The sequence below is a fragment of the Parvibaculum sedimenti genome (genome assembly GCF_009184905.1).
Lineage (GTDB): Bacteria > Pseudomonadota > Alphaproteobacteria > Parvibaculales > Parvibaculaceae > Parvibaculum > Parvibaculum sedimenti.
In genome coordinates, this window is record NZ_WESC01000006.1 from 80,600 (window position 1) to 103,692 (window position 23,093).

Here is a 23,093-nt window from a genome sequence, read left to right on the forward strand (position 1 = left end):
TCGACTAATTTCCGTCCGTCAGGGCTTGAATGCCGCTTTGGCCTGAGACAGGACGATATTACCGTTTTGCGTCTCGGCCTGCACGATCGCGACTCCGTCGCCCGTTTTCCACATCTTCGTTATAATGGTGTCGCCGAAATAGACCTGAGCGGCAAAGCGTCCGCTGAGAGATTTGAAGCGGGCGGGATCGTTGCCGCAAAGCTCGCGCAGGACCGCGCGGCCGACGAAGCCATATGTGCAAAGCCCGTGGACGAAGGGCTTTTCAAAGCCGCCCAGTTTGGCGAAGTCCGGATCGATGTGGATCGGATTGCGGTCGCCCGAGAGGCGGTAGATTGCCCCTTGCTCGGGGCGCGTCACATCCTCGACCACTGCGTCAGGCGTCCGGACCGGCGGCGTCGAGTCGACGCCCGCAGGGCCGCGCTCTCCGCCGAATCCGCCGGCACCGCGCACAAATAGCGTCGCGTGAGTTTTGAAGAGGGGCCCCTTCTCGTCGGAACCTGTGCTCTCAACCCCGATAACGGCCGCCTTGCCTTTGTCCCAAACCTCGGAAACGCGTCCCGTTACCTTGATCTTGGCCGATGAGGGCAGGGGACGCAGCAACTCGACGGATTGCTCGCCATGCAGCAGCATTTCCAACTTCATCTCGACGCCACTCATCAGCCCGGCGAGCCCTCGCCCGCCGGGGATGACGGCGTAGGTCGGCAGAACTTTCGGTCCTCTGCCTTCATAAATGAAATCAAGCCCATCGGCGGGGCGAGCGCCGACGCCGAGTGCATAGAGCATCGTGTCCTTGTCGGACCATTCCACATCGACGGCCGGAAACGTCATGCCGACCAGATCCTTCGAAATCGCCTTTTTTCCGCTCATTGTCGCGATCCTGTTCCGTAATTGTCATTCCTCGTCCGCTCAGGGTTTCTTGCCGTCCGGTGGCCAGGCAACGACGCCATCCTCAAGCGGGATTTTCAGGCTTTTGAGCAGTTGCGAGAAAAGCGTCCAGTTGCCGATAGCGACAACCAGTTCGATCCGCTCTTCGGCGGTTTTCAGGTGCGCCGCACAGGCAGTCCAGGTGGCGTCCGAAATCATGCCGCCGTCGAGCGTCTCGTCGGTCGCGGCGAGAATGGCGCGGTCGGCGTCGGACAGGCAGGAAGCATTTTTCCAGTCCCGCGTGGCGATCAGATCCGCCTCCGGAATGTCAAGCATGCGGGCGACCCGCCAATGTTGCGTCCATTCATAGAGCGATTTCGTCTTCCAGCCGATGCGCATGATGATGAGTTCGCGCAGTCTTGCATCGAGCTTGTTGCCCTGGAAAAGCAGGGTGGTCAGCGTCGAGGCAAGCTCGCGCGCTACATCGGGATGCCGGAGCAAGACCCTGAAGACGCTGAGCGGCGCCATTTGTTCGGATATGCCGGCTTTCGCCGCCGCGGCCGTCGCTTCCGCCATCGACAGCAGGGGAACCCTGGGCGTTTCGTCGGTCATTATTTTGTCGTCCCCAAAATTTGGCGAAGTCGGAAGTTTAGGGCTTCGCATCCTACCTTTTGATCTTTATAACACATACAAGGATAAAAAAATATATATGTGTTATCGACGCATCGTCGGTACCGACACGGAACAGGGAGTCGAAAATGTTGCCGAAAAAATCGATGGCGATGGTGCAGACGGCTCCGCGCAAACTCGAAGCCCGCGATTTGCCGATCCCCCAGATCGCCGACGACAGCGCCATCCTCCGCATCGAAGCCTGCGGCATTTGCGGCAGCGATTACGAACAATACGAAGGGGTCTTGCGGACTCCGATGCCGGTGATTCCGGGGCACGAACCTCTCGGGATCATCGAGGCAATCGGCGACAAGGCCGCCAGGCGCTGGGGCGTCGATGTTGGTGATCGGGTCGCCATCGAGACGATGTTGTCATGCCATTGCTGCGACACCTGTGTCGGCGGGCATTATCACCTCTGCGACCGCCGCCAGATCTATTCGTATATTCCGCTCACGGAGGCGCCGGGCCTCTGGGGCGCCTATTCGCAATATATGTATCTCGCGCCCAACACGATCCTTCACAAGATGGACAAGAGCTTTCCAGCGGAGCTGGCGGTCATGTTCAATCCGCTGGGTGCAGGCTTCCGCTGGGCGGTAGAGATTCCGCAGACGCAGGTTGGCGATACCGTTTTGATTTTTGGGCCCGGACAGCGCGGGCTTGCGAGCGTCGTTGCCGCACGTGAAGCCGGCGCGGGAAAGATCATAATCACGGGGCTTGCGGCCGATTCAAACAAGCTCCAGATGGCCCTTGCTCTTGGTGCCGATCACATTATCGACGTGCAGAACGAGAATGTTGTCGATCGCGTGCGGGCGCTGACAAACGGAAAGGGCGCGGACGTCGTCGTTGAGGTCACGTCCTACGCGACTCAGCCGGTCCGTGATGCGCTGGATTGTGTCCGTATGGGCGGAACGGTCGTCCTTGCCGGCGTCAAGGGATTCAAGCCTGTCTCCGATTTCGTGTCCGACCTTATCGTCATGAAGGAAATCACCATCAAGGGCGCGATCGGCGTTACGTCGTCGGGATACAAGAAGGCGATCGAGATGATCGAGCGCCGCAAATATCCTCTTGAACTCATGCATACTCATAATTTCAAGCTTGAGGAAGCTGAACTGGCGATCAAGACGCTGGCGCGCCAGATCGAGGGGCAGGAATCCGTCCATTCCTGTCTCATTCCGGTGACGTGATCTGTCTACAGAATATTTTTCAAACGGAAGCATGCGGCGGCTCAACGAAATGGCTGCGTGCGGGGGGCAATGATGATGAGGGCAGTTTCGTGAGGAATTTCAGCGACAAGGCTGCGATCGTCGGGATCGGCGAGACCGGCTATGTAAAAGGGTCGGACCAGACGGCCGTGGCCATGATGCTCGATGCCGCCAGGCGGGCCATCGCGGATGCGGGGCTGAAGCCTAGGGACATTGACGGCATGGTGCCGCCGCCCGTCTATACAACGTCGGAAGAACTGGCCGCCAACCTCGGCGTCGATGTGCTGCGATATGCCTCGACGGTCAACATGGGAGGCGCGAGCCCGACCACGGCGTTGCAGAATGCTGCCATGGCCGTGGCCTCCGGTGCCTGCGACAACGTGCTGGTCACGCTCGGCTGGAACGGCTATTCGGCGCTGCGTCCTAAAGCGGGGGTGCCGCCAAGTCGGCCGATGAATATGAATACGCTGACCTCGACCATCCGGGGTTACTATCTCCCCTATGGCGTTCTGTTGCCGGTGCAGATGTATGCTTGGCTCGCGACGCGGCATTCGAAACTTTACAATGTCAGCCCCGAGGCGACGGGTTGGATTGCGATGGCGTGCCGCAAACATGCCCAACTCAACGATCGCGCCCTGACTTGCGGCCAACCGATGACGATGGACGATTACATGCGGTCGCGCATGGTGTCCTCGCCGTTTCGTTTATTCGATTGCTGTCTTGAAACGGATGGTGCCTGCGCCGTCGTAGTGACGAGCGCCGAGCGGGCGAAGGACTTGCCTCACAGGCCGGTCTATATCTCCGGCGCGGCCGAGGGCCATCCTTATCCTGCCGACGATATTCCGTCACGGCCGGATCCCTTCAAGATCGGTTTAAGCTACGCCGCGCCACGCGCGTTCGCCATGGCCGGCGTGACACCGAAGGACATGGACTTTCTGCAGGTCTACGACTGTTTCACCTATGTCGTGCTGCTCCAGCTCGAAGCCCTGGGCTATTTCGAGCCGGGTGGCGCACTCGATTTCGTCAAGGATGGACAGATCGAGCTCGGCGGCAAGTTCCCGCTCAATACGCATGGCGGACTTTTGAGCGAGGCGCATGTGTGGGGTCTCAATCATGTGCTTGAGGCGACCCGCCAATTGCGCGGCGATGCGGGCAAGCGGCAAATTCCGGATGCCGAAATCGGACTCGTGACCGGATGGGGCGATCTCGGCGATGGTAGCCTCGCGATTTTGAGGAGGTAAAAATGGAAATTCAGCAACCGAAATATCCTCAGCCCGCGACCGTCGATCCGGTCGATGCGGAGTTCTGGAAGCTTTGCCAGGACGGCGTCCTGCGTTTTCAGCAGTGCAGCTATTGTGAAACCTGGCGGTTCCTGCCGCGTTACATGTGCGCAAAATGTAGCTCGCCGAATTATGAGTGGAAGCCGAGCAGCGGCCGCGGCCGCGTTTTTTCCTGGACGGTGACCTACCAGCCCTTTCATCCGGCTTTCGCACGCGACGTGCCCTACATAGCTGCGGTGGTCGAATTGGAAGAAGGCGTCCGCATGGCGACGCGCTTGCTCGACTGCGACCCGGAGGCGGTGGAACTCGACATGCCTGTGGCCCTTGTCTTCAAGGACATCGGCGACGGATTCAAGCTTCCGTGTTTCAAGCCCGCCCTGAAATAAAACAGAGCCAATCGCCATCTACGCATCGGAGATCGAAAATGGATCTGGCATACGGCCCCAAATACGAAGCCTTCCGGGAAGAGGTCAGGGCGTTCCTGACAAAACACAAAAATCAGGCGCCTAAGGGTCTCGGCGCTGCCGGGCGCCCGTCCCCCGAAGCCTGTTCCTGGCAGCAGCTGCTGATCCAGAACGGCTATGCCGCGCGAACGATTCCGAAAGACTACGGCGGCTACGGTGCCAAGCCGGACATTCTCGAATCGCGCCTCATCGCGGAGGAATTTTCCGCTGCTCGTGTGCCTTCGGCGTTGCAGAACCAGGGTATCTCCATGCTGGTGCCGACGCTTCTGGAACTTGGCACCGAGGAGCAAAAGAAAAAATGGGTGAAGCCGACGCTTCGCGGCGAGGTGGTCTGGTGCCAGGGATATTCCGAGCCGGGTTCAGGTTCAGACCTCGCCAGCCTTCAGACCAAGGCGACTGTGGATGGCGACGATTTCGTCATCAACGGCCAGAAAATCTGGACCAGTACCGCGCACGAGGCGGACATGATCTTTTGCCTGGTGCGCACCGAGCCCGACAAGCCGAAGCATGAAGGCATTTCCTATCTGATCTTCTCGATGAAGACGCCCGGCATCGAAGTCCGTCCGCTCACCACCATGACGGGCCATGCCGAATTCAACGAAGTCTTCTTCACCGATGTGCGCGTGCCGAAGACGCAGATCGTCGGCCAGCGCGGGCAGGGGTGGTTTGTCGCCAACGCAACGCTGAAATACGAACGCGGAATGCTGGGCGATCCGGCCGCCATGGAAACCAGGTTCCAGGCCCTTGTCGACCTGATGCGCGAGGAGACTGTCGACGGGCAGCGGGCCATCGACAATCCGATTTTCCGGGACCGCCTGGTAAGGCTTCAGGCGGAACTTGCCGCCATGAAGTTCAATGGGCTCCGGCTGCTGACCAGCGCCAGCAAGGGCGAGGATCCCGGCTTGGCGCGTCTGATCGTGAAGCTTCAATCCTGCGAACTTACCCATCAAATATCGGCGCTCGCGATCGACGTCATGGGAGAGTTTGGCGTTCTCTACGACGACAGCCCCTATCTGCGCAGCCACGGCTCGTGGCAGTGGGGATACATGTTTCAGCTTGGGCTCATCATCGGCGGCGGCACGGCGCAGATTCAGAAAAACATTATTTCGGAACGTGGGCTTGGTATGCCGCGCGAACCGAAGCAGGCAAAATAGGGATTTATCCGATGGAATTTGCATTGTCGGAAGAGCAGCGCATGTTGCAGGACAGCGTCCGCCGTTTTCTTGAACAGAATGCGCCGCTCGACAAGGTGCGCCTTGCCGCCGGGAACACGCATACCGTTCAGCGGTCCCTGTGGGCGGGCGCCAGCGAGATGGGCATCCCTGGAATGCTGATCCCGGAAGATTTTGGCGGCATGGGTCTTGGATTTCTCGACGCGGCGATCGTTTACGAGATGATCGGTCGGCATGTGGCGCCGCTGCCTTTCCTTGGGACCGCCGTCATGGCGCCGCTCGCGCTGATGCTCGCAGGCAGCGAGGCTCAGCAGGAAAAGTGGCTTCCGAGGATCGCTGCGGGCGAGATTCTCGCAGGCGTGGCCGTCACGGAAAAAATCGGCATCCGCGAAGATGCCGGCGTGAAAGCCCGGAACGGAACGCTCACCGGCAAGTCCCTCTTCGTAATCGACTGGGCTGAGGCCGATCTCTACATCGTGGCCGACAGCGACCATGGACTTCATCTCGTTTTGCCCGACGCGAAGGGATTATCGCGGCGGGCGCTCAACACCATCGACAAGACCCGATCGGTTGGCGAACTTGTCTTCGATCAGGTCGCGGCTGAGCCCTTGCCCCGATCCAGCGCCGACGCGGTTGCGCGGGTGATAGATGCCGGCAGGGTCATGCTTGCCGCCGATACCCTTGGCGCGGGTCAGATGATGATCGAGAAGGCGGTCGCTTATGCGGGAGAGCGCAAGCAGTTCGGCCGCGTGATCGGGTCGTTTCAGGCCGTGAAGCACCTCTGCGCCGAGATGGCGGCCGCTCTCGAACCATCACGTTCGCTGGTGTGGTATGCGGCCCATGCGCTGGACGAGGTGCCGGGCGACGCGCACCTCATGGCTTGTCATGCCAAGAGCCACCTGTCGGAAGTGGGCCGCTTCGTCGCGCGCACAGCGACCGAGGTTCATGGCGGCATGGGCTTCACCGATCTGCTTGGCCTGCATTACTGGTTCAAGCGTATTGGTTTCGACCGGCAGCTGCTGGGCGGGCCGGAGCTGGTTCGTCTTGAAGCCGCGCGCTTGCAGGGTTGGGCCGCCTAGACCCCGATCTGGATATCGGGAAGCATGGATACGGCTGTCGATGAGTGTTGCGGCGACTCCCGGCGCGGTAACATTTGCACCGGCCCGGCAATGGGGAGATACGCATGAATATCGACTTCACACCGGAGGATGAGGCATTTCGCGACGAGGTTCGAGGATTTATCGCGGCGAATCTTCCGCCGGAATGTGCGGATTCGCCGGCCCTGGGTGTGATGACCGACAAAAGTGTGGTCAAGCGCTGGCACAAGACGCTTTACGAAAAAGGCTGGGCCGCGCCCGCCTGGCCCGAGGAGTATGGCGGCACGGGATGGAACGCGACGCAGCGGTTTATCTTCAACGAGGAAATCGCCAAAGCCAATGCACCGCGTCTGATGCCCTTCGGGCTGACCATGGTTGGCCCGGTGATCTACACCTTCGGCAACGCCGAACAGAAGAGCCGCCACTTGCAGGGCATACTTTCCGGCGATGTCTGGTGGTGCCAGGGCTATTCGGAACCGGGCGCCGGTTCCGATCTTGCCTCGCTTAAAACGATGGCGGTGCGCGACGGCGATCATTACGTCGTCAACGGCCAGAAAATATGGACGTCCTATGCGCATGAGGCTGACTGGATTTTCTGCCTGGTGCGTACCGAACAGAGCGCCAAGCGGCAGGAAGGGATTTCCTTCCTGCTCATCGACATGAGGACACCCGGTATCGAAGTGCGTCCGATCATCTCGATCGCCGGTCTGCACCATCTCAACGAAGTGTTTTTTACCGACGTCAAGGTGCCGGTGCAAAATCTCATAGGCGAGGAAAACAAGGGTTGGACCTACGCCAAGTACCTGCTTGTCCATGAGAGAACGAGTATCGGCGGCGTCCCCGAGTCCAAGAAGAAGGCGGCGCATATCAGGGCGATAGCACGAGCGGAGCGGAACGCGGATGGGGGGGCGTTGATGGACGATCCCGCGTTCCAGCGCAAACTCGCCGAGATAGAAGTCAAGCTCACCAGTCTTGAATACATGAATCTGCGGATTCTCGCCGATGCGGCGGCGGGAAAGGCGGTTGGACCGCAATCGTCCCTGCTGAAGATCGTCGGCAGCGAGGTTCAGCAGGCCTTGGGCGAGCTCGCTGTCGAAGCCGTCGGCTATTATATCGAACCGTTCGAGCAGGGAGTCTTGCCCGGCGGCGTCAACGCACGGGGTATAGGTCCTGCCCATGCGTGGAACGTGTGGGCGGATTACGGCTATGGCCGCGCCGCGAGCATCTATGGTGGATCGAATGAGATTCAACACGACGTCATCGCCAAGGCGATTCTAAATCTTTGAAAGAGGCGGACAATTCGATCTTTTGCCCGCTCGGATAAATTCATTATAATAAAAAATACAAACACCCGGATCGTTGCCGCGAAAGGTCAGTAGATGGATATCGAGCTTACGAAAGAGGATGAAGCCTTCCGCGCGGAAGTCCGTCGGTTCATTTCGGAAAAACTGCCCAGGGAACTGGCGGAGAAAGACACAGTGGGCGCGTCCGGCGAGCGCGGTGCGCTCAAGCGCTGGCAGAAGGACCTCCACGAGAAAGGCTGGGTAGCGGTCAATTGGCCCAAGCAGTTTGGCGGCACTGGATGGACGCCGATGCAAAAGCATATTTTCAACGAGGAGATGGCCGCCGCTAACGCGCCGCGTCTGTCGCCTTTCGGTCTGTCGATGGTCGGCCCGGTGATCTACACCTTCGGCAACGAAGCGCAGAAAAAGCAGCATCTGGCGGGCATTCTTACCGGCGATGTCTGGTGGTGTCAGGGCTATTCGGAGCCGGGATCCGGATCGGACCTCGCCTCGCTGAAGACCAGGGCCGTGCGTCAGGGCGACCATTACATCGTCAACGGTCAGAAAATCTGGACGTCCTATGCCCACGAAGCCGATTGGATATTCTGTCTCGTGCGAACGGATGAGACCGCTAAACCGCAGGAGGGCATCTCGTTCCTTCTGATCGACATGAAGACGCCCGGCATCGAGGTGAAGCCCATCATTTCCATCGATGGCCTGCATCACTTGAACGAAGTTTTTTTCACTGACGTCAAGGTGCCGGTGACGAACCGCATCGGCGATGAAAACAAGGGCTGGACCTACGCGAAGTTCCTGCTCGTCAATGAGCGCACCGGCATTGCAGGTGTTCCTGAGTCCAAGCGCAAGATCGCGCATCTCAGAAAGATCGCGAAACAGGAAAGGCTTGGCGATGGCGCGGCGCTGGCGGACGAACCGGCATTCATGACGAGGCTTTCCGAAATCGAGGTGAAGCTTACGGGTCTTGAATATACCAATCTGAGGATCGTCGCGGAGGAGGTGGCGGGTCGCCCTGCGGGCCCCTCTTCCTCGACCTTGAAGATTGTCGGGACCGAAGTTCAGCAGGCGTTGTCGGAGCTTGCCGTCGAAGCAGCGGCCTTCTACGCCATGCCGTTCCAGAAGGAACATTTGATGGGAATCGCCAATGAAGCGCCCGTCGGGCCCGCCTATGCGGTTAGCGTGACGAGTGCCTATAATTTCGGTCGCGCCGCTTCGATTTATGGCGGTTCGAACGAAATCCAGCGCAATGTCATTGCAAAGGCCGTTCTGGGACTTTGACGGACCATCCGGACGTGCGAAGGGCCGCATCCTTGGATGCGGCCCCTAGTTTACCCGGCGAACTTACGCCGCCTGCGAATAGCGCTTGAGCTGGTGATCGACGTTGCCGAACTGGGTGTCGATCATGGTCAGCCGCTTGAAGTAGTGGCCGACATTGAGTTCGTCGGTCATGCCCATGCCGCCGTGAAGCTGCACGGCCTGCTGGCCGACGAAGCGGCCGGCCTTGCCGATCTGCACCTTGGCGCCGGCGGCGGCCTTGACGCGCTCGGCGTCGCTCTCCGAAAGCTTCAGGTTGACCATGTAGGTCATGGAGACGGACTGCTCATAGGCCATGAACATGTCGACCATGCGGTGCTGCAGCACCTGGAACTTGCCGATGGGAACGCCGAACTGCTTGCGCGTCTTGCAGTACTCGACGGTCGCCTTGTTGAGTTCGCCCATGCAGCCGATGGCTTCGGCGGAGAGAGCGGCGATCGCCTGATCGGTGATCTTCTCGACGAGCGGCAGGGCCTTGCCTTCCGCGCCGATCAGCGCGTCGGCGCCGAGCTTGACGTTCTCGAAGGTGATTTCCGAAGCGCGGCGGCCATCGACCGTCGGGTAGTCGCGGGTCGAAACGCCCGCCGCCGACTTGTCGACGATGAAGACCGAGACGCCGTCGCGGTCGCCCTGGCCGCCGGAGGTGCGCGCGGTCACAATCAGCTTCTGGGCCCAGGGGGCGCCGAGAACGACGGCCTTGTAACCGTTCAGCGTGTAGCCCGCGCCGTCCTTCTTCGCCGTGGTGACGAGGTCGGCAAGGTTGTAGCGGCCCTGCGGCTCGGCATAGGCGAAGGCCCAAACGGTCGAGCCGTCAACGATGCCGGGGATGAAGGCGTCCTGCTGCGCCTTCGAGCCGCCCTCGCGGAGGAACCCGCCGGCGAGCACGACCGTCTCGACGAAGGGTTCGACGACGAGGTGACGGCCGAACTCTTCCATCAGGATCATCGTTTCGATGGGGCCGCCGCCGAGGCCGCCCTGCTCTTCCGAAAAGGGCGCGGCGAGAAGGCCGAGATCGGCGAACTGCTTCCACATGGCCGGGTTCCAGCCGTCGGCCGACTTCACGATCTTGCGGCGCGTGTCGAAGTCATATTTGTCGGCGAGCAGGCTCTGCACCGAATTGCGCAGCAGCGTCTGCTCCTCGCTGAACGAAAAATCCATTGTCGGCTTTCATCCTTGTCTGGTGTTTGTCTTCGGCCTGACGGCCCGGGTCCATATGGCCGCTGGTATTCCCGTCAGCCGCCGATCGCGTCCGGCGGTCTCGTCTTGCTGAGAAGGTCCTTGACGATCGGGCCAAGCTCGACCGGATCGAAACGGCGTTTCGGATTGATGGCGGGCCCGCGATGCCAGCGCTCGAAGACTGTCAGCCTCCCGCCCGTCGACTCGAAGACCTGTCCGGTCACGTCTTTCGACTCGCTGCTTCCTAGCCAGACGACGACCGGCGCGATATTGGCGGGATCGCGGGGGTTCCACTCGCCCTCGGGTACCGCCACGGCATAGCCGAGATCTTCCGTCATCCGGGTAAGCGCGCCCGGCGAGATCGCATTCACGGTGATGCCATAGCGCGCAAGCTCCATCGCCGACGTGATCGTGAAAGCGGCAATGCCGGCTTTGGCCGCGCCATAATTGCATTGTCCCTGATTGCCCAGCAGGCCCGAGACGGAGGTTGTGTTGATGATGCGGGCGTCGACCGTCTTGCCTTCCTTTACCTGTGCCCGCCAGTAGTTCGCGGCATGGTGAGCCGGGCAAAACGTGCCTCTCAGATGAACCTTGATGACCGCATCCCATTCGTCGATCGTCATGTTGGTCAGCATGCGGTCGCGCAAAATGCCGGCATTGCTGACGAGCACGTCGAGGCCGCCAAAGGTCGAGATCGCTTGATCGACCATCCGTTTGGCGCCGTCCCAATCGGACACGTCATCGCCATTGGCGACCGCCTCGCCCCCCATGGCCCTGATTTCCTTCGCCAGCGCCTCGGCGGGTTCGCTCGACCGGCCTTCGCCTGTCCGCTCTCCACCGAGATCGTTCACCACAACCTTGGCACCCTGACGCGCGAATTCCAGGCAATGTTCCCGCCCGATACCTCTGGCACCGCCCGTCACGATAACAACGCGGCCCTTGCACAATCCAGACGTCATTCTTTTCCCCTTCCCGTCATATTTTCTTTTCGCCTTGCCAGTATCTGTCGCGAACCGTCCGCCGCACGATCTTGCCCGTCGTCAGCCGCGGCAGGTCATCCGCGAAATCGACGGATCGGGGGCGTTTATAGGCCGCCAGCCGCGCACCCACGAAATCGAGTATGTCCTTGGCCAGCGCTTCGCCCGGTTCGTAACCATCATTGAGCTGAACGACAGCCTTCACTTCTTCGCCCCAGTCCTTGTTGGGCACGCCGACTGTGGCCACGTCCTTGACCGAGGGGTGCTGAAGGATCTCCTGGTCGATCTCGGCGGGATAGATGTTGACGCCGCCGGAAATAATGACCTCGGCGCTGCGGCCAGTCAGGAACAGGAATCCGTCCTCATCGACATAGCCCATGTCGCCCATGGTGAAAAAATCGCCCCGGTAGACGCTCGCGGTTTTTTCCGGCGCCTTGAAATATTCGAACCGGCCGGTTTCGGGCGCCTTGAAATAGACGGTGCCGATCTCGCCTCGCGGCAACTCCTTGCCATTCTCGTCCTGAATCTGCAGAACGACACCCTCCGTCGGCTTGCCCACCGAACCGGGCTTTTCTAGCCATTCGTCCGGATGGACAAAGACTCCGCCGCCTTCCGTCGCGCCGTAATATTCAAAGACGACCGGACCGAGCCACTCGATCGTCTCCCGTTTCACATGCACGGGGCAGGGGGCCGCCCCGTGGAGGATCCACCTCAGCGTCGAGATGTCGTATTTGGCCCGGACCTCGGGCGGAAGAAGGAGAATGCGGTGAAGCATGGTCGGTACGACATGCGTATGCGTGATGCGCAGTTTATCGACCAGCCGAAGCATTTCCTCCGCGTCCCACTTGTCCATCAGTACCGTGCCGACGCCGGCCGAGAGCGGAAGCAGGAGATTGAGGGACAGCGGCGCCGCGTGATAAAGCGGCCCCGTCACCACAGCCAGGTCCGTGGCGTTGTTGAACCGCGCCGTCTCGACCATCTTGCTGAAAAGCGACGAGGCCGCCGGCGCGCTGCCCCGGTAAACGCCCTTCGGATGACCGGTCGTGCCCGACGTATAGAGCATCTGGCTGCCGATGACGGGATCGTCGATATTCGCGCCGGACTCGCGCGCGACCAGCGCGTCGTAAGAGGCAAAACCCTCGATTGGTCCGCCCACGGCGAGTTTGATGCGCAGACCGGACGCCGCGGTAGCGGCTTGCGTCGCCGAGGGAGCAAGCCGTATATCCGCGATAAAAGCCTTGGCCTCGCAATTGTCCACGATATAGGCGACTTCCGTGGGCGTGAGATGCCAGTTGACGGGAGTCATCCGGAATCCGGCACGTTGACAGGCCACGACGGTCTCGACGAATTCGGGACGGTTGATGCAGAGCAGCGCCACGCCATCGTCGGGTTGAAGGCCCGCGCCACGCAACACCCTGACCAGCCGGTTGGCCTGCGCATTCAACTCTGAAAAACTGCGGCTGCCTTTTTCGGATGAAATCGCGAGCCGGTCCGGCGCATGGGCTGCGTGCCAGGCGACGATCATTCCCTTCGATGCGGCGTCCTCGAACGACAGGCTTGACGCAGCTGTCATGGTTCCTCCCTGAAACGCTCTTCCCCGGTTGCCGACACGAGAGGCCGACTTCGGATAGTTTAATCATCCGCATAGCTTTTAAAACATTATAATGTTTTACGGAATGCTGTCGATGGCCTGAAAGCAGCCGCGAAATCTCCGGCGCGTGGATACAAAAGATCAGCTTGCCTCGACGTCAGATGACGCCATCGGCCTTCAGGGCGTCGATTTCGCTGTCGCTGAGCCCCGGCACGCCGCCGTAAATTTCGCGATTGTGCTCGCCGGGTCTCGCGTTGGACGCGCCCGTCATCCGCGGCGTGCCGTGATACCGCAATGGAGAAAAGCCCATGCGTTCACAATGCCGGAAGCAGCCTGGACGGTGAGTTTTATGGCAAGGATGTCGCGCTCCGCCTTGAGCTTCGTGACCTCGCGGCGAAGCACGTTCGATCTCCAGCTGTTCGGGCTTCATCCGCCATGGCCGGGAAAGGCATGCGCCGGATCGACCGCCAGTCCCCGATCCATTTGCGAAGCACATTCTGGTGCACATCAAGATCACGGACCGCTTGCGCTATCGTCACGCCCCGTTCCCGCACCAGATTCACCGCCTCAAGCTTGAACTCGCGGTTGAATATCCTTCGTCCCATAGTCCACCTCCGGTTCCATCATGACACCTAAACTTCGTGTCCGTGAAACCGGCAGCAGCCCAGACCATGAAATCATTGCCGCCTTTATGATTCAGACACTTAGAATTTCAATTGACCATCGAGTGGGAGTGATGGGTGCGTGAGGGAACCCATATAGAAACAGCATAAGAAAAATATATGGTTAGAGGCGATCTTGGTGATGATCGGCAACCTGCCGCCACCTGGTGCTGCCCTTGTTTCGTCACGTTGTTGGTCTACGTCTATCCGTTGCGCAGGAATTCACGGAAGCCGGGATAGCTGATGATGTTTTTGAATTCCTGCGGGCTGCGTTGAGACGAACCTATTGCTCTGGGTTGTTGGACTCCGAAGTGCCCCGCTGCGCAGCGCCGCCCGGCGTAGTGTGTTCGTGGCATGTGCCCGGGTATGGAGGCTGAATATGACGAGCCCATCGTCTTCGGTAGCCGGTTATTCAGCCAAATCAAGCAGCGCCACGGACATTGGCGGGCCGACGGGCCTGACAAGCGAAGATGCTCGTGATCGGCGGGAGAAGTTCGGCCCCAATGCAATGCCCGATACGAGCGCGCACCCGCTTCGCATGGTGCTGGAAAAGTTCTGGGCGCCCGTTCCATGGATGCTTGAGGCGGCGATTGCACTTGAATTGATACTTGGCAAAGACGTCGAAGCCGCAATCATCGCAGCTTTGTTGGTGTTCAATGCGGCGCTTGGATTGTTCCAGGAGAGTCGCGCCCAGGCGACTCTTGCGGCGCTCAGGTCGCGCCTGGCGCTGAATGCATCTGTCCGGCGCGACGGCGTGTGGAAGACCCTGCCTGTCGTCGAACTGGTTCCGGGCGATGCTGTGAAACTAACGCTCGGCGGTGTAGTTCCTGCGGATGTCCGTCTTGTCTCAGGTGAAGTCCTGCTCGACCAGTCGATGCTGACTGGTGAATCGGTGCCCATAGAGGCCGGTGCGGGCATACAAGCCTATGCAGGTGCTTTGGTGCGGCGCGGCGAGGCGGTGGCGGAGGTCATGACCACCGGAGCGCGAACCAAGTTCGGACGCACCGCGGAACTCGTCCGCACCGCCCATGTCGTAAGTTCCCAGCAGCAGGCAGTCTTGCGCGTGGTGCGCAATCTTGCCGCCTTGAATGGCGTCGCGATCTTCCTCCTTGTGACCTATGCCTACTGGCTCAAGATGCCGGCCGCCGAGATCATCCCTCTCGTCCTGACGGCGGTTCTTGCATCGATCCCCGTCGCGCTGCCGGCGACCTTCACACTGGCGTCTGCACTCGGGGCGCGGGCTCTGGCAAATTTTGGCGTTCTTTCGACTCGCCTTTCGGCTGTGGATGAGGCGGCGACGATGACCGTCTTGTGCGCCGACAAGACGGGCACCCTGACTCAGAACGCTCTGACGGTGACCACCGTTCGCCCCATGCCCGGATTTGACGAGGCACATGTCCTGGCACTGGCCGCAATGGCCAGTTCGGATGGCGGTCAGGATCCGGTGGACAGTGCCATTCGGTCAGCCGCCTCGGCCAAGGCCGTTTCAGAATCGTCGAAGCTGATGGAGTTCGTGCCGTTCGACCCGACGACGAAGATGTCGGAGGCAAGGGTCCAGGATCCAGCCGGCGAGACGCAACGCGTTGTGAAAGGCGCTTTCGCAGCAGTCATCGGTCTAACCGAGCCTTCATCAACCGCGACAGCCATGTGCGATGAACTCGAGAAGATGGGGTTAAGGGTGTTGGCGGTCGCGTTCGGACCACCGAAGTCGATGAAGCTCACAGGACTGATCGCGCTAAGCGACCCGCCGCGCGCTGACTCGGCTGCACTCATCGCTGAACTGCGCGATCTGGGCGTTCGCACCGTGATGGTGACGGGCGATGCTCCAGCGACGGCAGCCAGCGTGGCTCACGCGGTGGGGCTTGATGGTGCGGTCTGCCCGCCAAGACCGATCCCAGACAGCGTCAGCCCGGAACAATTCGCGGTCTTCGCCGGGGTCCTGCCGGAGGACAAGTACAAGCTCGTCAAGGCGTTCCAGAAGGGCGGCCACACCGTCGGCATGTGCGGTGATGGTGCCAACGATGCCCCGGCGTTGCGTCAGGCCCAGATGGGCATCGCGGTGTCGACCGCCACTGACGTTGCCAAATCGGCGGCCGGTATGGTTCTTACAAAACCCGGGCTCGTGGGTGTCGTCGCCGCAGTCAAGGAAGGCAGGGTGACATTCCAACGCATCCTGACCTACACACTGAACTCCGTCATTAAGAAGATTGTGACGATTCTCTTCCTGATCGTCGGTCTCTTTTTGACGGGGCAGGGGATATTGACGCCGTTGCTTATGGTCATCGTGATGATCGCGGGCGATTTTCTTGCCATGTCGTTGACGACAGACAATGTGCGGCCATCCCCGGCGCCAAATGTATGGCGTATCAGCAGTCTGACAGCGGCGGGCGTCGTCATGGGCGTCTGCCAATTGGCATTCTGCACTGGCGTCCTGGCAATCGGACATTTTGGATTGATGCTGGAGGCCGGGGTCTTGAGAACTCTGGCCTTCATAACTCTGGTTTTCAGCAGCCAGGCGACGATCTACGCCATTCGCGGGCGGCGGCATCTGTGGGGCCCTCGTCCGAGCCTCTGGGTGGTTGTGTCATCTGTGGCCGATGTCGCGCTCGCATCGACATTTGCCGTCGTTGGAATCTCCATGGCCCCGTTGCCGATCTGGATGGTCGCCATCGACCTCGCTGCGGCGGCGGTACTGGCTGCCATCTTGGCGGCGGTGAAGGTTCTCGTATTTTCTCGCTTGAGGATCGCCTAGGTCGTAGCCTCTATCAAGGGCCGCCTGATCGGCAAGAACAGGCCACACGCCATTCATCGCTGCGAATTTTCCTGAAGGTCGATTGCGGAAGAGTCGTTAGCGCGGCCTGACGGCTTTCCCTCCCGACGCCGCCATTCTCGCTGGAGATATAAGCAAGCGACGGATTGATCCCGATTGTTATTGAACTCCGGCCAGCTTTCGGTGGTCCAAATCTCGATTCAAAATCAAAAGCAAAAGATTTTGACAATCCGCCAGTCAGTATTTGACCGTCAGAGGAAAGACTTTTAATTCAGTGCGTTTCGATGGATCTCTCTCTTCGAGTGATGGCGAGGGTATCGTTATTGGTTTTCATGATGCGCGGGCGGCGCTAGACTTGGGCTCGCCCCTGTTGGGAGGATACGATGAGACGCTTCGTGTTAGCCGGGTTCCTTGTCGTCGGGCTTTTTCCCGGTGCGGCGCTTGCCGACGCCATCGGCGACAATACCCTCTGCTACGAGCAGTTCCGCAGCGGCAACGACAAATCCGCGATCAGCTATTGCACCAAGGCGATCGAGTCCGGGCAGCTTGCGAAAGAGGATCTCGTCGCTGCGCTCATCAATCGCGGCGTCGCCTATCGCAATCTCGGGGATTCGAAGCGATCCATTGTCGATTATACCGAGGCGCTCAAATATGCGCCGAACGACGGGATGATCTATGCCAACCGCTCCAACGCCTTGCGCGATCTCGGCGAAAACAAGCGCGCGCTTGAAGATGGCGACAAGGCGGTGAAGCTCGACAAGTATCGCGCGGCGTCCTTCTTTGTGCGCGGCGCGGCTTACGAGGCGCTGAACGAGTATGACCCGGCGCGGCGCGATTACATGCAGGCGCTCACGCTCGAACCCGGGAACCGCGATTATCAGGACCATGTTTTCGCACTCGACGCGAAGCGCGCGCGGAAAGCGCAGCAGGGTGGCGGGGCGAAATGAGCGATCCTTTTTTACCGTCCGCGAGCCCGCGTAAGCTCGATGTCCTCGCAGCCATCAAGGAAGCCTATAGGGGCGCCTGGGTGCATTTCGGGCAGATGCTCAAGCTCACCTGGCTGCCCGGCCTTCTCTATATTGCGCTGACGATCGTTGCCGCGATGCTGGATGCGAATGCCAATCCAGCCTTGCGCTTCCTTCTCGAGATCGCCTCGCTTTTCCTCTGGCCGATCATTGCGGTGGCCTGGCATCGCTTCATTCTGCTCGGCGATGCCGCGCCGGGGGCGTTTCATCTTCATTTCGGCAGGCGCGAGGCGCGTTTCCTGATGGTGTCGATCTTCCTCGGCCTGCTCATGCTGCCGGGCTACATCATGGCGGCATTGACGGTCGCGATGAACGAAGGTGCGGCCAATCCGTCGCTGTCGTTGGTGGCGTTTCTCGGGCTTATCGCGCTGCTCGTCGCCGTCTATTACTTTACCCGGTTGCTGCTTCTGCTTCCGGGCGTCGCGGTCGACGAACCGATCGACCCGCGGCTGATCCTCGAGCGCACGCGCGGAAATTTCTGGCGCCTCGTCCTGCTGATGTTGCTGGCGACGCTGCCTATCGGCGTCGCCTTCGTGGTCATCGGAACAGTGATGCTGTCGCTCGGGTTGCCGACGCTCATCGTCTTTGTGCTTGCGGCGGTCTTCTATATTTTCTTCGCCATCGTCGGCGTTGCGGTGCTCTCCATCGCCTATCGCGAACTCGTCGGCCCGCCCGGCACGCTGGCCTACGACCTCGACAAGCCGGACGCAGGCTAACAGGCGGCGCCGGCCCGCCTGATTGCGCCGGGGCCCCGCGTCGGATAAGGTCGCGCCAGAAGGATCAGGTAAGGTGCCGGGAGGCACCCCAAGGGCTTGATTTTGAAGCTCTTTCCGGCGCGGCGTCCGGCCGCCTCGAAATTCCACGCGCAGATATTATCTATTGGGCGGGCTTGAGTGAGCCCGGGCCTCAACGCAGGGATGATCCGCCATGTCAGTACAGTCCAAGATCAAGCGCATCACCGTCCCCGATATCCGCGCCCGCAAGGGCAACGAGCCAGTGGTTTGCCTGACCGGCTATCACGCGCATACGGCGCGCTATATCGACCCCTATGTCGATGTGATTCTGGTCGGCGACTCGCTGGGCATGGTCATGTACGGCATGGAGACGACGCTCGGTGTCACGCTCGACATGATGATCGCGCATGGCTCTGCCGTTGTTCGCGGCACGGAGCGCGCGCTCGTCGTGGTCGACATGCCTTTCGGCTCCTACGAGGAGAGCCCGGAAGTCGCCTTCCGCAATGCCGTTCGCGTCATCAAGGAAACGGGCTGCACGGCTGTAAAGCTCGAAGGGGGCAAGCGGCTTGCCCCGACCATCCGCTATCTCAACGAGCGCGGCATTCCCGTCATGGCTCATATCGGCCTGACGCCTCAGTCGATCCAGGTCATGGGCGGCTTCAAGACGCAAGGTCGTGTCGAGGAGGAATGGGCCGCGATCGAGGAAGACGCGAGGGCGGTTGCCGAAGCCGGAGCCTTTGCCGTCGTGCTCGAAGGCATTGCCGAGCCCCTGGCAGCCAAGATCACCGGCCAGATCGACGTGCCGACCATCGGCATCGGCGCCTCGGCGGCCTGCGACGGCCAGATTCTGGTGCTGGAAGACATGCTGGGCCTGTCGCCACGGGCACCGAAATTCGTCAAGGAATTCGCCACGCTGGGGGCCCAGATTGCCGGCGCGGCCGAAGCCTATGCCCGGGAAGTGCGGGCGCGGACTTTCCCCGCCGCCGAGCACACCTACGGCATGAAAAAAGTAAAATAATAACAGGCGTTTGTGGGGCTTTCCGGCCGGATGAGGTTTGCCAATCCGGGGCCCCCGGGCTATTTTACGCCGCCCATGTGAGTGGGCGGGGGGGGGAGGGCGTCTCGCGCCGCGTTGGCGCCTCCCTGATTATTGCTTCCTGGTCATCCTTCGGAGTGTGCTCTTGACCGATCTCTTCCGTGAAATCGAAGAAGACCTTCGCCGCGACCGGTTGAAGCAGCTTTGGGAAAAATTTGGCATCTATCTCGTCGTTCTCGCGGTCGGGATCATCGTCATCGCGTCGGCGCTAGTTGGCTGGCGTGCCTGGGAGCGCTCGCGCAACGAGGTGGCCTCCGCGCGCTATATTGAATTGGTTGCGCAGGCGCCGAAGGAAGGTCCGGCAAAGGCCGCCGCCGCTTATGCCGAATTCGCGGCGACGGCGCCGTCGGGCTATGCCGCGCTCGCGCAACTGCGTCAGGCTGCGGCACTTGTCGAGGCGGGCGACGCCAAGGGCGCGGTCGTCGTTTATGACGCATTGGCCGCAAAATCCGGTGTCCCCGCGACACTGCGCGACATGGCGCGGGTCAAGGCGGCGATGATCGTCGTCGATACGGCGAGCTATGATGACATCAAGGCGCGCATCGGCGCACTCAACGACAGCGAAAACGGCTGGAAGAACAGCGCTCGCGAAATTCTCGGTATGTCGGCCTACAAGGCCGGCAAATATGCCGAGGCGCAGGGCTATTACGATGCGATCGTCGGCGACCCCGCGACATCGGCCGGCATTCGCGATCGCGCCCATGTGATGCAGGCGCTGATTGCGCCGCATGTGCCACGGCCCGTGGTGAAATCCGAGGCGAAGAAGCCAGCTGCCGCTGGCGAGACTTCGACCCCCAACAATGCAGCGCCCGCCGACGCGGCCGCGAAGCCGGAGTGACGTTCATGGTTGCGGATTTCAGGGCTGCCGGCTTCGGGTCCAGGGTCAGGACGGCAGGGCTCGTCGCGATGGCGGTCGTCATGCTCGGCCTTGGCGGCTGCAGCACTTTCGACGACATGTTCTCGTCCGCGCCCAAGCCGAAGCTGCCGGGCAAGCGCCTGTCCGTCATGGAGCTCGACACGAAGCTCGAGGTCGATCCTGAAATCAAGGATAGCGAAATCGACTTGCCCGAACCCGTCCTGAACAAGGACTGGACACAGCCGGGCGGCACCGCGGACAACGCCTTCTATCATCTCGCCGCACCGGGCAGCCTTACCAAGCTCTGGAGTGTGAGCGCGGGTGCGGGTTCCGGTCGCGTCTCGCGCGTCGTCGCGTCGCCCATCGTCGCTGATGGCAAGGTCTTCGTTCTCGATGCGGAAGCCGGCGTGCGAGCCTTCGATGCCAAGTCGGGCAATCAGCTCTGGAAGCAGGACCTGACGCCGGAAGGCGAGGATTCGGAAAAGGCCCGCGGTGGCGGCGTCGCCTTCGACGGCGGCAAGCTCTTCGTGGCCACCGGCTTCGGCAAGGTTCATGCGCTCGATGCTGCGAGCGGCAAGGTTCTCTGGACGACGGATGCCGGCGTTCCCTTCCGCGCCTCGCCGACGGCGCATGAGGGCAAGGTTTTCGCCGTAACGTCGGACAATCAGCTGATCTGCCTGTCGGAAGACAAGGGCGAGATCCTCTGGCGCCATCGCGGCATCACGGAGAGCGCGGGCATTCTCGCTGCCACGAGCCCGGCCGTTTCTGGGTCCATCGTTATCGTTCCCTATTCCTCGGGCGAGCTTTTCGCGCTCCGGGTCGAGAACGGCACTGTGCTCTGGTCGGATTCGCTGACGCGCACCGGTTCGCTGACCTCGCTCTCCGAGCTCAATGACATTGCCGGCCGTCCCGTCGTCGACAAAGACCGTGTTTTCGCGATCAGCCATGCCGGCCGCATGGTATCCATCGACCTTCGCACCGGCGAGCGCGTCTGGACGAAGGACATTTCCGGTGTTCAGACGCCCTGGGTCGCGGGCGATTACATCTTCCTCATCACCACGGATCAGGAAATCGTCGCGCTGTCGCGCCGCGATGGCCGCATCCGCTGGCTGACCAAGCTCGCTCGCTATGAGGATGTGGAAGCCAAGAAGGATCCGATCGAGTGGAGCGGCCCGCTGCTGGTGAGCGGCAAGCTGATGTTCGTCTCGTCGACTGGCAAGGCCGAGATGGTTGATGCCAAGACCGGCGAGATCAAGGGCGAGATCGATCTGCCCGGCAAGACGCTGGTCGCGCCGATCGCCGCCGACGGCATTGTCTATATATTGACCGATGACGCGGAACTCGTAGCGTTGAAGTGATGCCGCGTTTGGGCGCCATGAGTTTGGGCGTCGTGAGTTAAGAGAGGGCATTGGCCCCGTGCCATTCAAAGTTGCCATTGTGGGCAGGCCGAATGTCGGCAAGTCCACGCTATTCAATCGGTTGGTCGGCAAGAAGCTTGCTCTTGTCGATGACACGCCGGGGGTGACGCGCGACCGCCGTGAGGGCGAAGCGCATCTCGGCGACCTCACTTTCACAGTCGTCGATACCGCCGGCCTCGAAGAGGCTTCCACCGAGAGCCTCGAGGGGCGTATGCGCCGGCAGACGGATGCCGCCATCGCCGAGGCGGATGTGTGCCTGCTGCTCATGGATGCGCGGGCGGGCGTGACGCCGCTCGACAAGCGCTTCGCGCAAATTCTCCGCAAATCTCCGACGCCGGTCGTGCTCGTCGCCAACAAGTGTGAGGGCGGCGCGGGCGAGTCCGGCCGCATGGAAGCATTCGAGCTTGGCCTCGGCGCGCCCATTCCGCTCTCCGCCGAACATGGTGAGGGCCTTTCGGCGCTCTACCAGTCGCTGCAGCCTTATGCGGACCGGATCGAGGAAGAAGAGCGCGAGCAGGCCGTTGAGGATGCGCTGGACGAAGCGGAAGGCGCCGATGGACGCTTCGATCCCGAAGCACCCTATGAGCCGGATCTCGAGGCGCCGCTCCGCATTGCTGTGGTGGGGCGACCCAATGTCGGCAAGTCGACCCTGGTGAATTACCTCCTCGGCGAAGACCGCATGCTGACGGGTCCGGAAGCGGGCATTACGCGCGATGCCATCGGCATCGAATGGACGTGGCGCGGCCGCCGCGTGAAGCTCTGGGACACGGCGGGCATGCGTCGCCGCGCCCGCGTGACGCAGAAGCTTGAAAAGCTTTCCGTCGCCGACACGCTGCGCGCCATCCGCTTTGCGGAGGTCGTTGCCATCACGCTCGACGCCAGCATTCCCTTCGAGCGGCAGGATCTGCACATTGCCGATCTCGTCGAGCAGGAAGGCCGCGGAATGCTGATCGTGGTCAACAAGTGGGACGTGGTCGAGGATACACAGGCGAAGCTCCGTGAGCTGAAGGAAGAGCTTGAGCGCCTGTTGCCGCAGGTGCGCGGCATGCCCATCGTTACGCTCTCGGCACTGACGGGCCGTGGCACGGACAAGCTGATGCCGGCCATCGAGAAGGTGCATACGCTGTGGAATGCGCGCATCTCGACGGCGAAGCTCAACCGTTGGCTTGAAGAGGCGATTTCGCGCCATCCGCCGCCCGCCGTCAAAGGCCGCGCAATCAACATCAAATATATGGCGCAGGTGAAATCGCGTCCGCCGACATTCGCGGTTTTCTCAAACCGCGCCGAGGAAGTGCCTACGGCCTATCGCCGCTATCTGGTGAACGGTTTGCGCGAAACCTTCGACATTCCGGGCGTGCCGATCCGCCTGTTCATGCGCGCGCGCAAGAATCCCTTTGCGGACAAGAAGTAATAACCTCTTCCGAG

Annotated in this window: 19 protein-coding genes and 1 pseudogene; 14 read left to right on the top strand and 6 right to left on the bottom strand. The window is 61.0% G+C overall.

The window, feature by feature from the left end:
• Positions 1-18: 18 nt before the first annotated feature.
• Both F2P47_RS07880 and F2P47_RS07885 read right to left on the bottom strand, forming a co-directional pair.
• Entirely contained in the window at positions 19-867 is an 849-nt protein-coding gene (locus F2P47_RS07880; protein WP_152215804.1) for a MaoC/PaaZ C-terminal domain-containing protein, read from the bottom strand.
• A 39-nt stretch (positions 868-906) separates the two neighbouring features.
• On the bottom strand, positions 907-1,476 hold the full coding sequence (locus F2P47_RS07885; protein WP_152215805.1) for a carboxymuconolactone decarboxylase family protein: 570 nt from the start codon (positions 1,474-1,476) through the stop codon (positions 907-909).
• A 146-nt stretch (positions 1,477-1,622) separates the two neighbouring features.
• On the opposite strand from F2P47_RS07885, the gene F2P47_RS07890 reads away from it, so the two are divergent.
• The 7 genes from F2P47_RS07890 to F2P47_RS07920 all read left to right on the top strand — a co-directional run bounded on the left by F2P47_RS07890 (position 1,623) and on the right by F2P47_RS07920 (position 9,327).
• Complete coding sequence (locus F2P47_RS07890; protein ID WP_152215806.1) at positions 1,623-2,717, top strand: zinc-dependent alcohol dehydrogenase; 1,095 nt, start codon at positions 1,623-1,625, stop codon at positions 2,715-2,717.
• 89 nt (positions 2,718-2,806) lie between these two features.
• Complete coding sequence (locus tag F2P47_RS07895; protein WP_152215807.1) at positions 2,807-3,976, top strand: thiolase C-terminal domain-containing protein; 1,170 nt, start codon at positions 2,807-2,809, stop codon at positions 3,974-3,976.
• A 2-nt stretch (positions 3,977-3,978) separates the two neighbouring features.
• Positions 3,979-4,401, top strand: a complete 423-nt coding sequence (locus tag F2P47_RS18050; RefSeq protein WP_152215808.1) for a Zn-ribbon domain-containing OB-fold protein — start codon at positions 3,979-3,981, stop codon at positions 4,399-4,401.
• Positions 4,402-4,439: 38 nt separating this feature from the next.
• A complete protein-coding gene (locus F2P47_RS07905) occupies positions 4,440-5,633 on the top strand; it encodes an acyl-CoA dehydrogenase family protein (RefSeq protein WP_152215809.1) in 1,194 nt (397 codons plus the stop codon).
• Positions 5,634-5,644: 11 nt separating this feature from the next.
• On the top strand, positions 5,645-6,730 hold the full coding sequence (locus F2P47_RS07910; RefSeq protein WP_152215810.1) for an acyl-CoA dehydrogenase family protein: 1,086 nt from the start codon (positions 5,645-5,647) through the stop codon (positions 6,728-6,730).
• Positions 6,731-6,834: 104 nt separating this feature from the next.
• On the top strand, positions 6,835-8,034 hold the full coding sequence (locus F2P47_RS07915; RefSeq protein WP_152215811.1) for an acyl-CoA dehydrogenase family protein: 1,200 nt from the start codon (positions 6,835-6,837) through the stop codon (positions 8,032-8,034).
• Between the two features lie 93 nt (positions 8,035-8,127).
• Positions 8,128-9,327, top strand: coding sequence for an acyl-CoA dehydrogenase family protein (locus tag F2P47_RS07920; protein ID WP_152215812.1), 1,200 nt, complete (start codon positions 8,128-8,130; stop codon positions 9,325-9,327).
• A 63-nt stretch (positions 9,328-9,390) separates the two neighbouring features.
• On the opposite strand, the gene F2P47_RS07925 is transcribed toward F2P47_RS07920, so the two are convergent.
• The 4 genes and pseudogenes from F2P47_RS07925 to F2P47_RS07940 all read right to left on the bottom strand — a co-directional run.
• Positions 9,391-10,521, bottom strand: coding sequence for an acyl-CoA dehydrogenase family protein (locus F2P47_RS07925; RefSeq protein WP_152215813.1), 1,131 nt, complete (start codon positions 10,519-10,521; stop codon positions 9,391-9,393).
• Positions 10,522-10,595: 74 nt separating this feature from the next.
• Positions 10,596-11,498 carry an SDR family oxidoreductase gene (locus tag F2P47_RS07930; RefSeq protein WP_152215814.1) on the bottom strand — a complete coding sequence of 301 codons (903 nt, stop codon included), beginning with the start codon at positions 11,496-11,498 and terminating at the stop codon, positions 10,596-10,598.
• A gap of 16 nt (positions 11,499-11,514) precedes the next feature.
• Positions 11,515-13,089 carry an AMP-binding protein gene (locus F2P47_RS07935; RefSeq protein ID WP_185681007.1) on the bottom strand — a complete coding sequence of 525 codons (1,575 nt, stop codon included), beginning with the start codon at positions 13,087-13,089 and terminating at the stop codon, positions 11,515-11,517.
• 372 nt (positions 13,090-13,461) lie between these two features.
• Positions 13,462-13,712 (bottom strand): annotated as a pseudogene (locus F2P47_RS07940) (transposase); the annotation flags it as partial.
• Between the two features lie 436 nt (positions 13,713-14,148).
• On the opposite strand from F2P47_RS07940, the gene F2P47_RS07945 reads away from it, so the two are divergent.
• The 7 genes from F2P47_RS07945 (at position 14,149) to der (ending at position 23,079) form a co-directional block, all read left to right on the top strand.
• Positions 14,149-16,521, top strand: a complete 2,373-nt coding sequence (locus F2P47_RS07945) for an HAD-IC family P-type ATPase (RefSeq protein ID WP_152215816.1) — start codon at positions 14,149-14,151, stop codon at positions 16,519-16,521.
• Between the two features lie 401 nt (positions 16,522-16,922).
• Complete coding sequence (locus F2P47_RS07950; protein WP_152215817.1) at positions 16,923-17,486, top strand: tetratricopeptide repeat protein; 564 nt, start codon at positions 16,923-16,925, stop codon at positions 17,484-17,486.
• Positions 17,483-18,280, top strand: coding sequence for a hypothetical protein (locus tag F2P47_RS07955; RefSeq protein WP_152215818.1), 798 nt, complete (start codon positions 17,483-17,485; stop codon positions 18,278-18,280). Before F2P47_RS07950 ends, F2P47_RS07955 begins: the two co-directional genes overlap by 4 nt.
• 211 nt (positions 18,281-18,491) lie before the next feature.
• Positions 18,492-19,316 (top strand): 3-methyl-2-oxobutanoate hydroxymethyltransferase, encoded by an 825-nt coding sequence (gene panB / locus F2P47_RS07960; RefSeq protein ID WP_152215819.1) that lies wholly within the window; start codon positions 18,492-18,494, stop codon positions 19,314-19,316.
• A gap of 163 nt (positions 19,317-19,479) precedes the next feature.
• Positions 19,480-20,232 (top strand): tetratricopeptide repeat protein, encoded by a 753-nt coding sequence (locus tag F2P47_RS07965; protein ID WP_185681008.1) that lies wholly within the window; start codon positions 19,480-19,482, stop codon positions 20,230-20,232.
• A gap of 5 nt (positions 20,233-20,237) precedes the next feature.
• The gene (locus F2P47_RS07970; RefSeq protein WP_152215821.1) at positions 20,238-21,608 is read left to right on the top strand and encodes a PQQ-like beta-propeller repeat protein; all 1,371 of its coding nucleotides are present in this window, start codon (positions 20,238-20,240) and stop codon (positions 21,606-21,608) included.
• Between the two features lie 58 nt (positions 21,609-21,666).
• Positions 21,667-23,079, top strand: coding sequence for a ribosome biogenesis GTPase Der (gene der, locus F2P47_RS07975; protein ID WP_152215822.1), 1,413 nt, complete (start codon positions 21,667-21,669; stop codon positions 23,077-23,079).
• Positions 23,080-23,093: the final 14 nt, after the last annotated feature.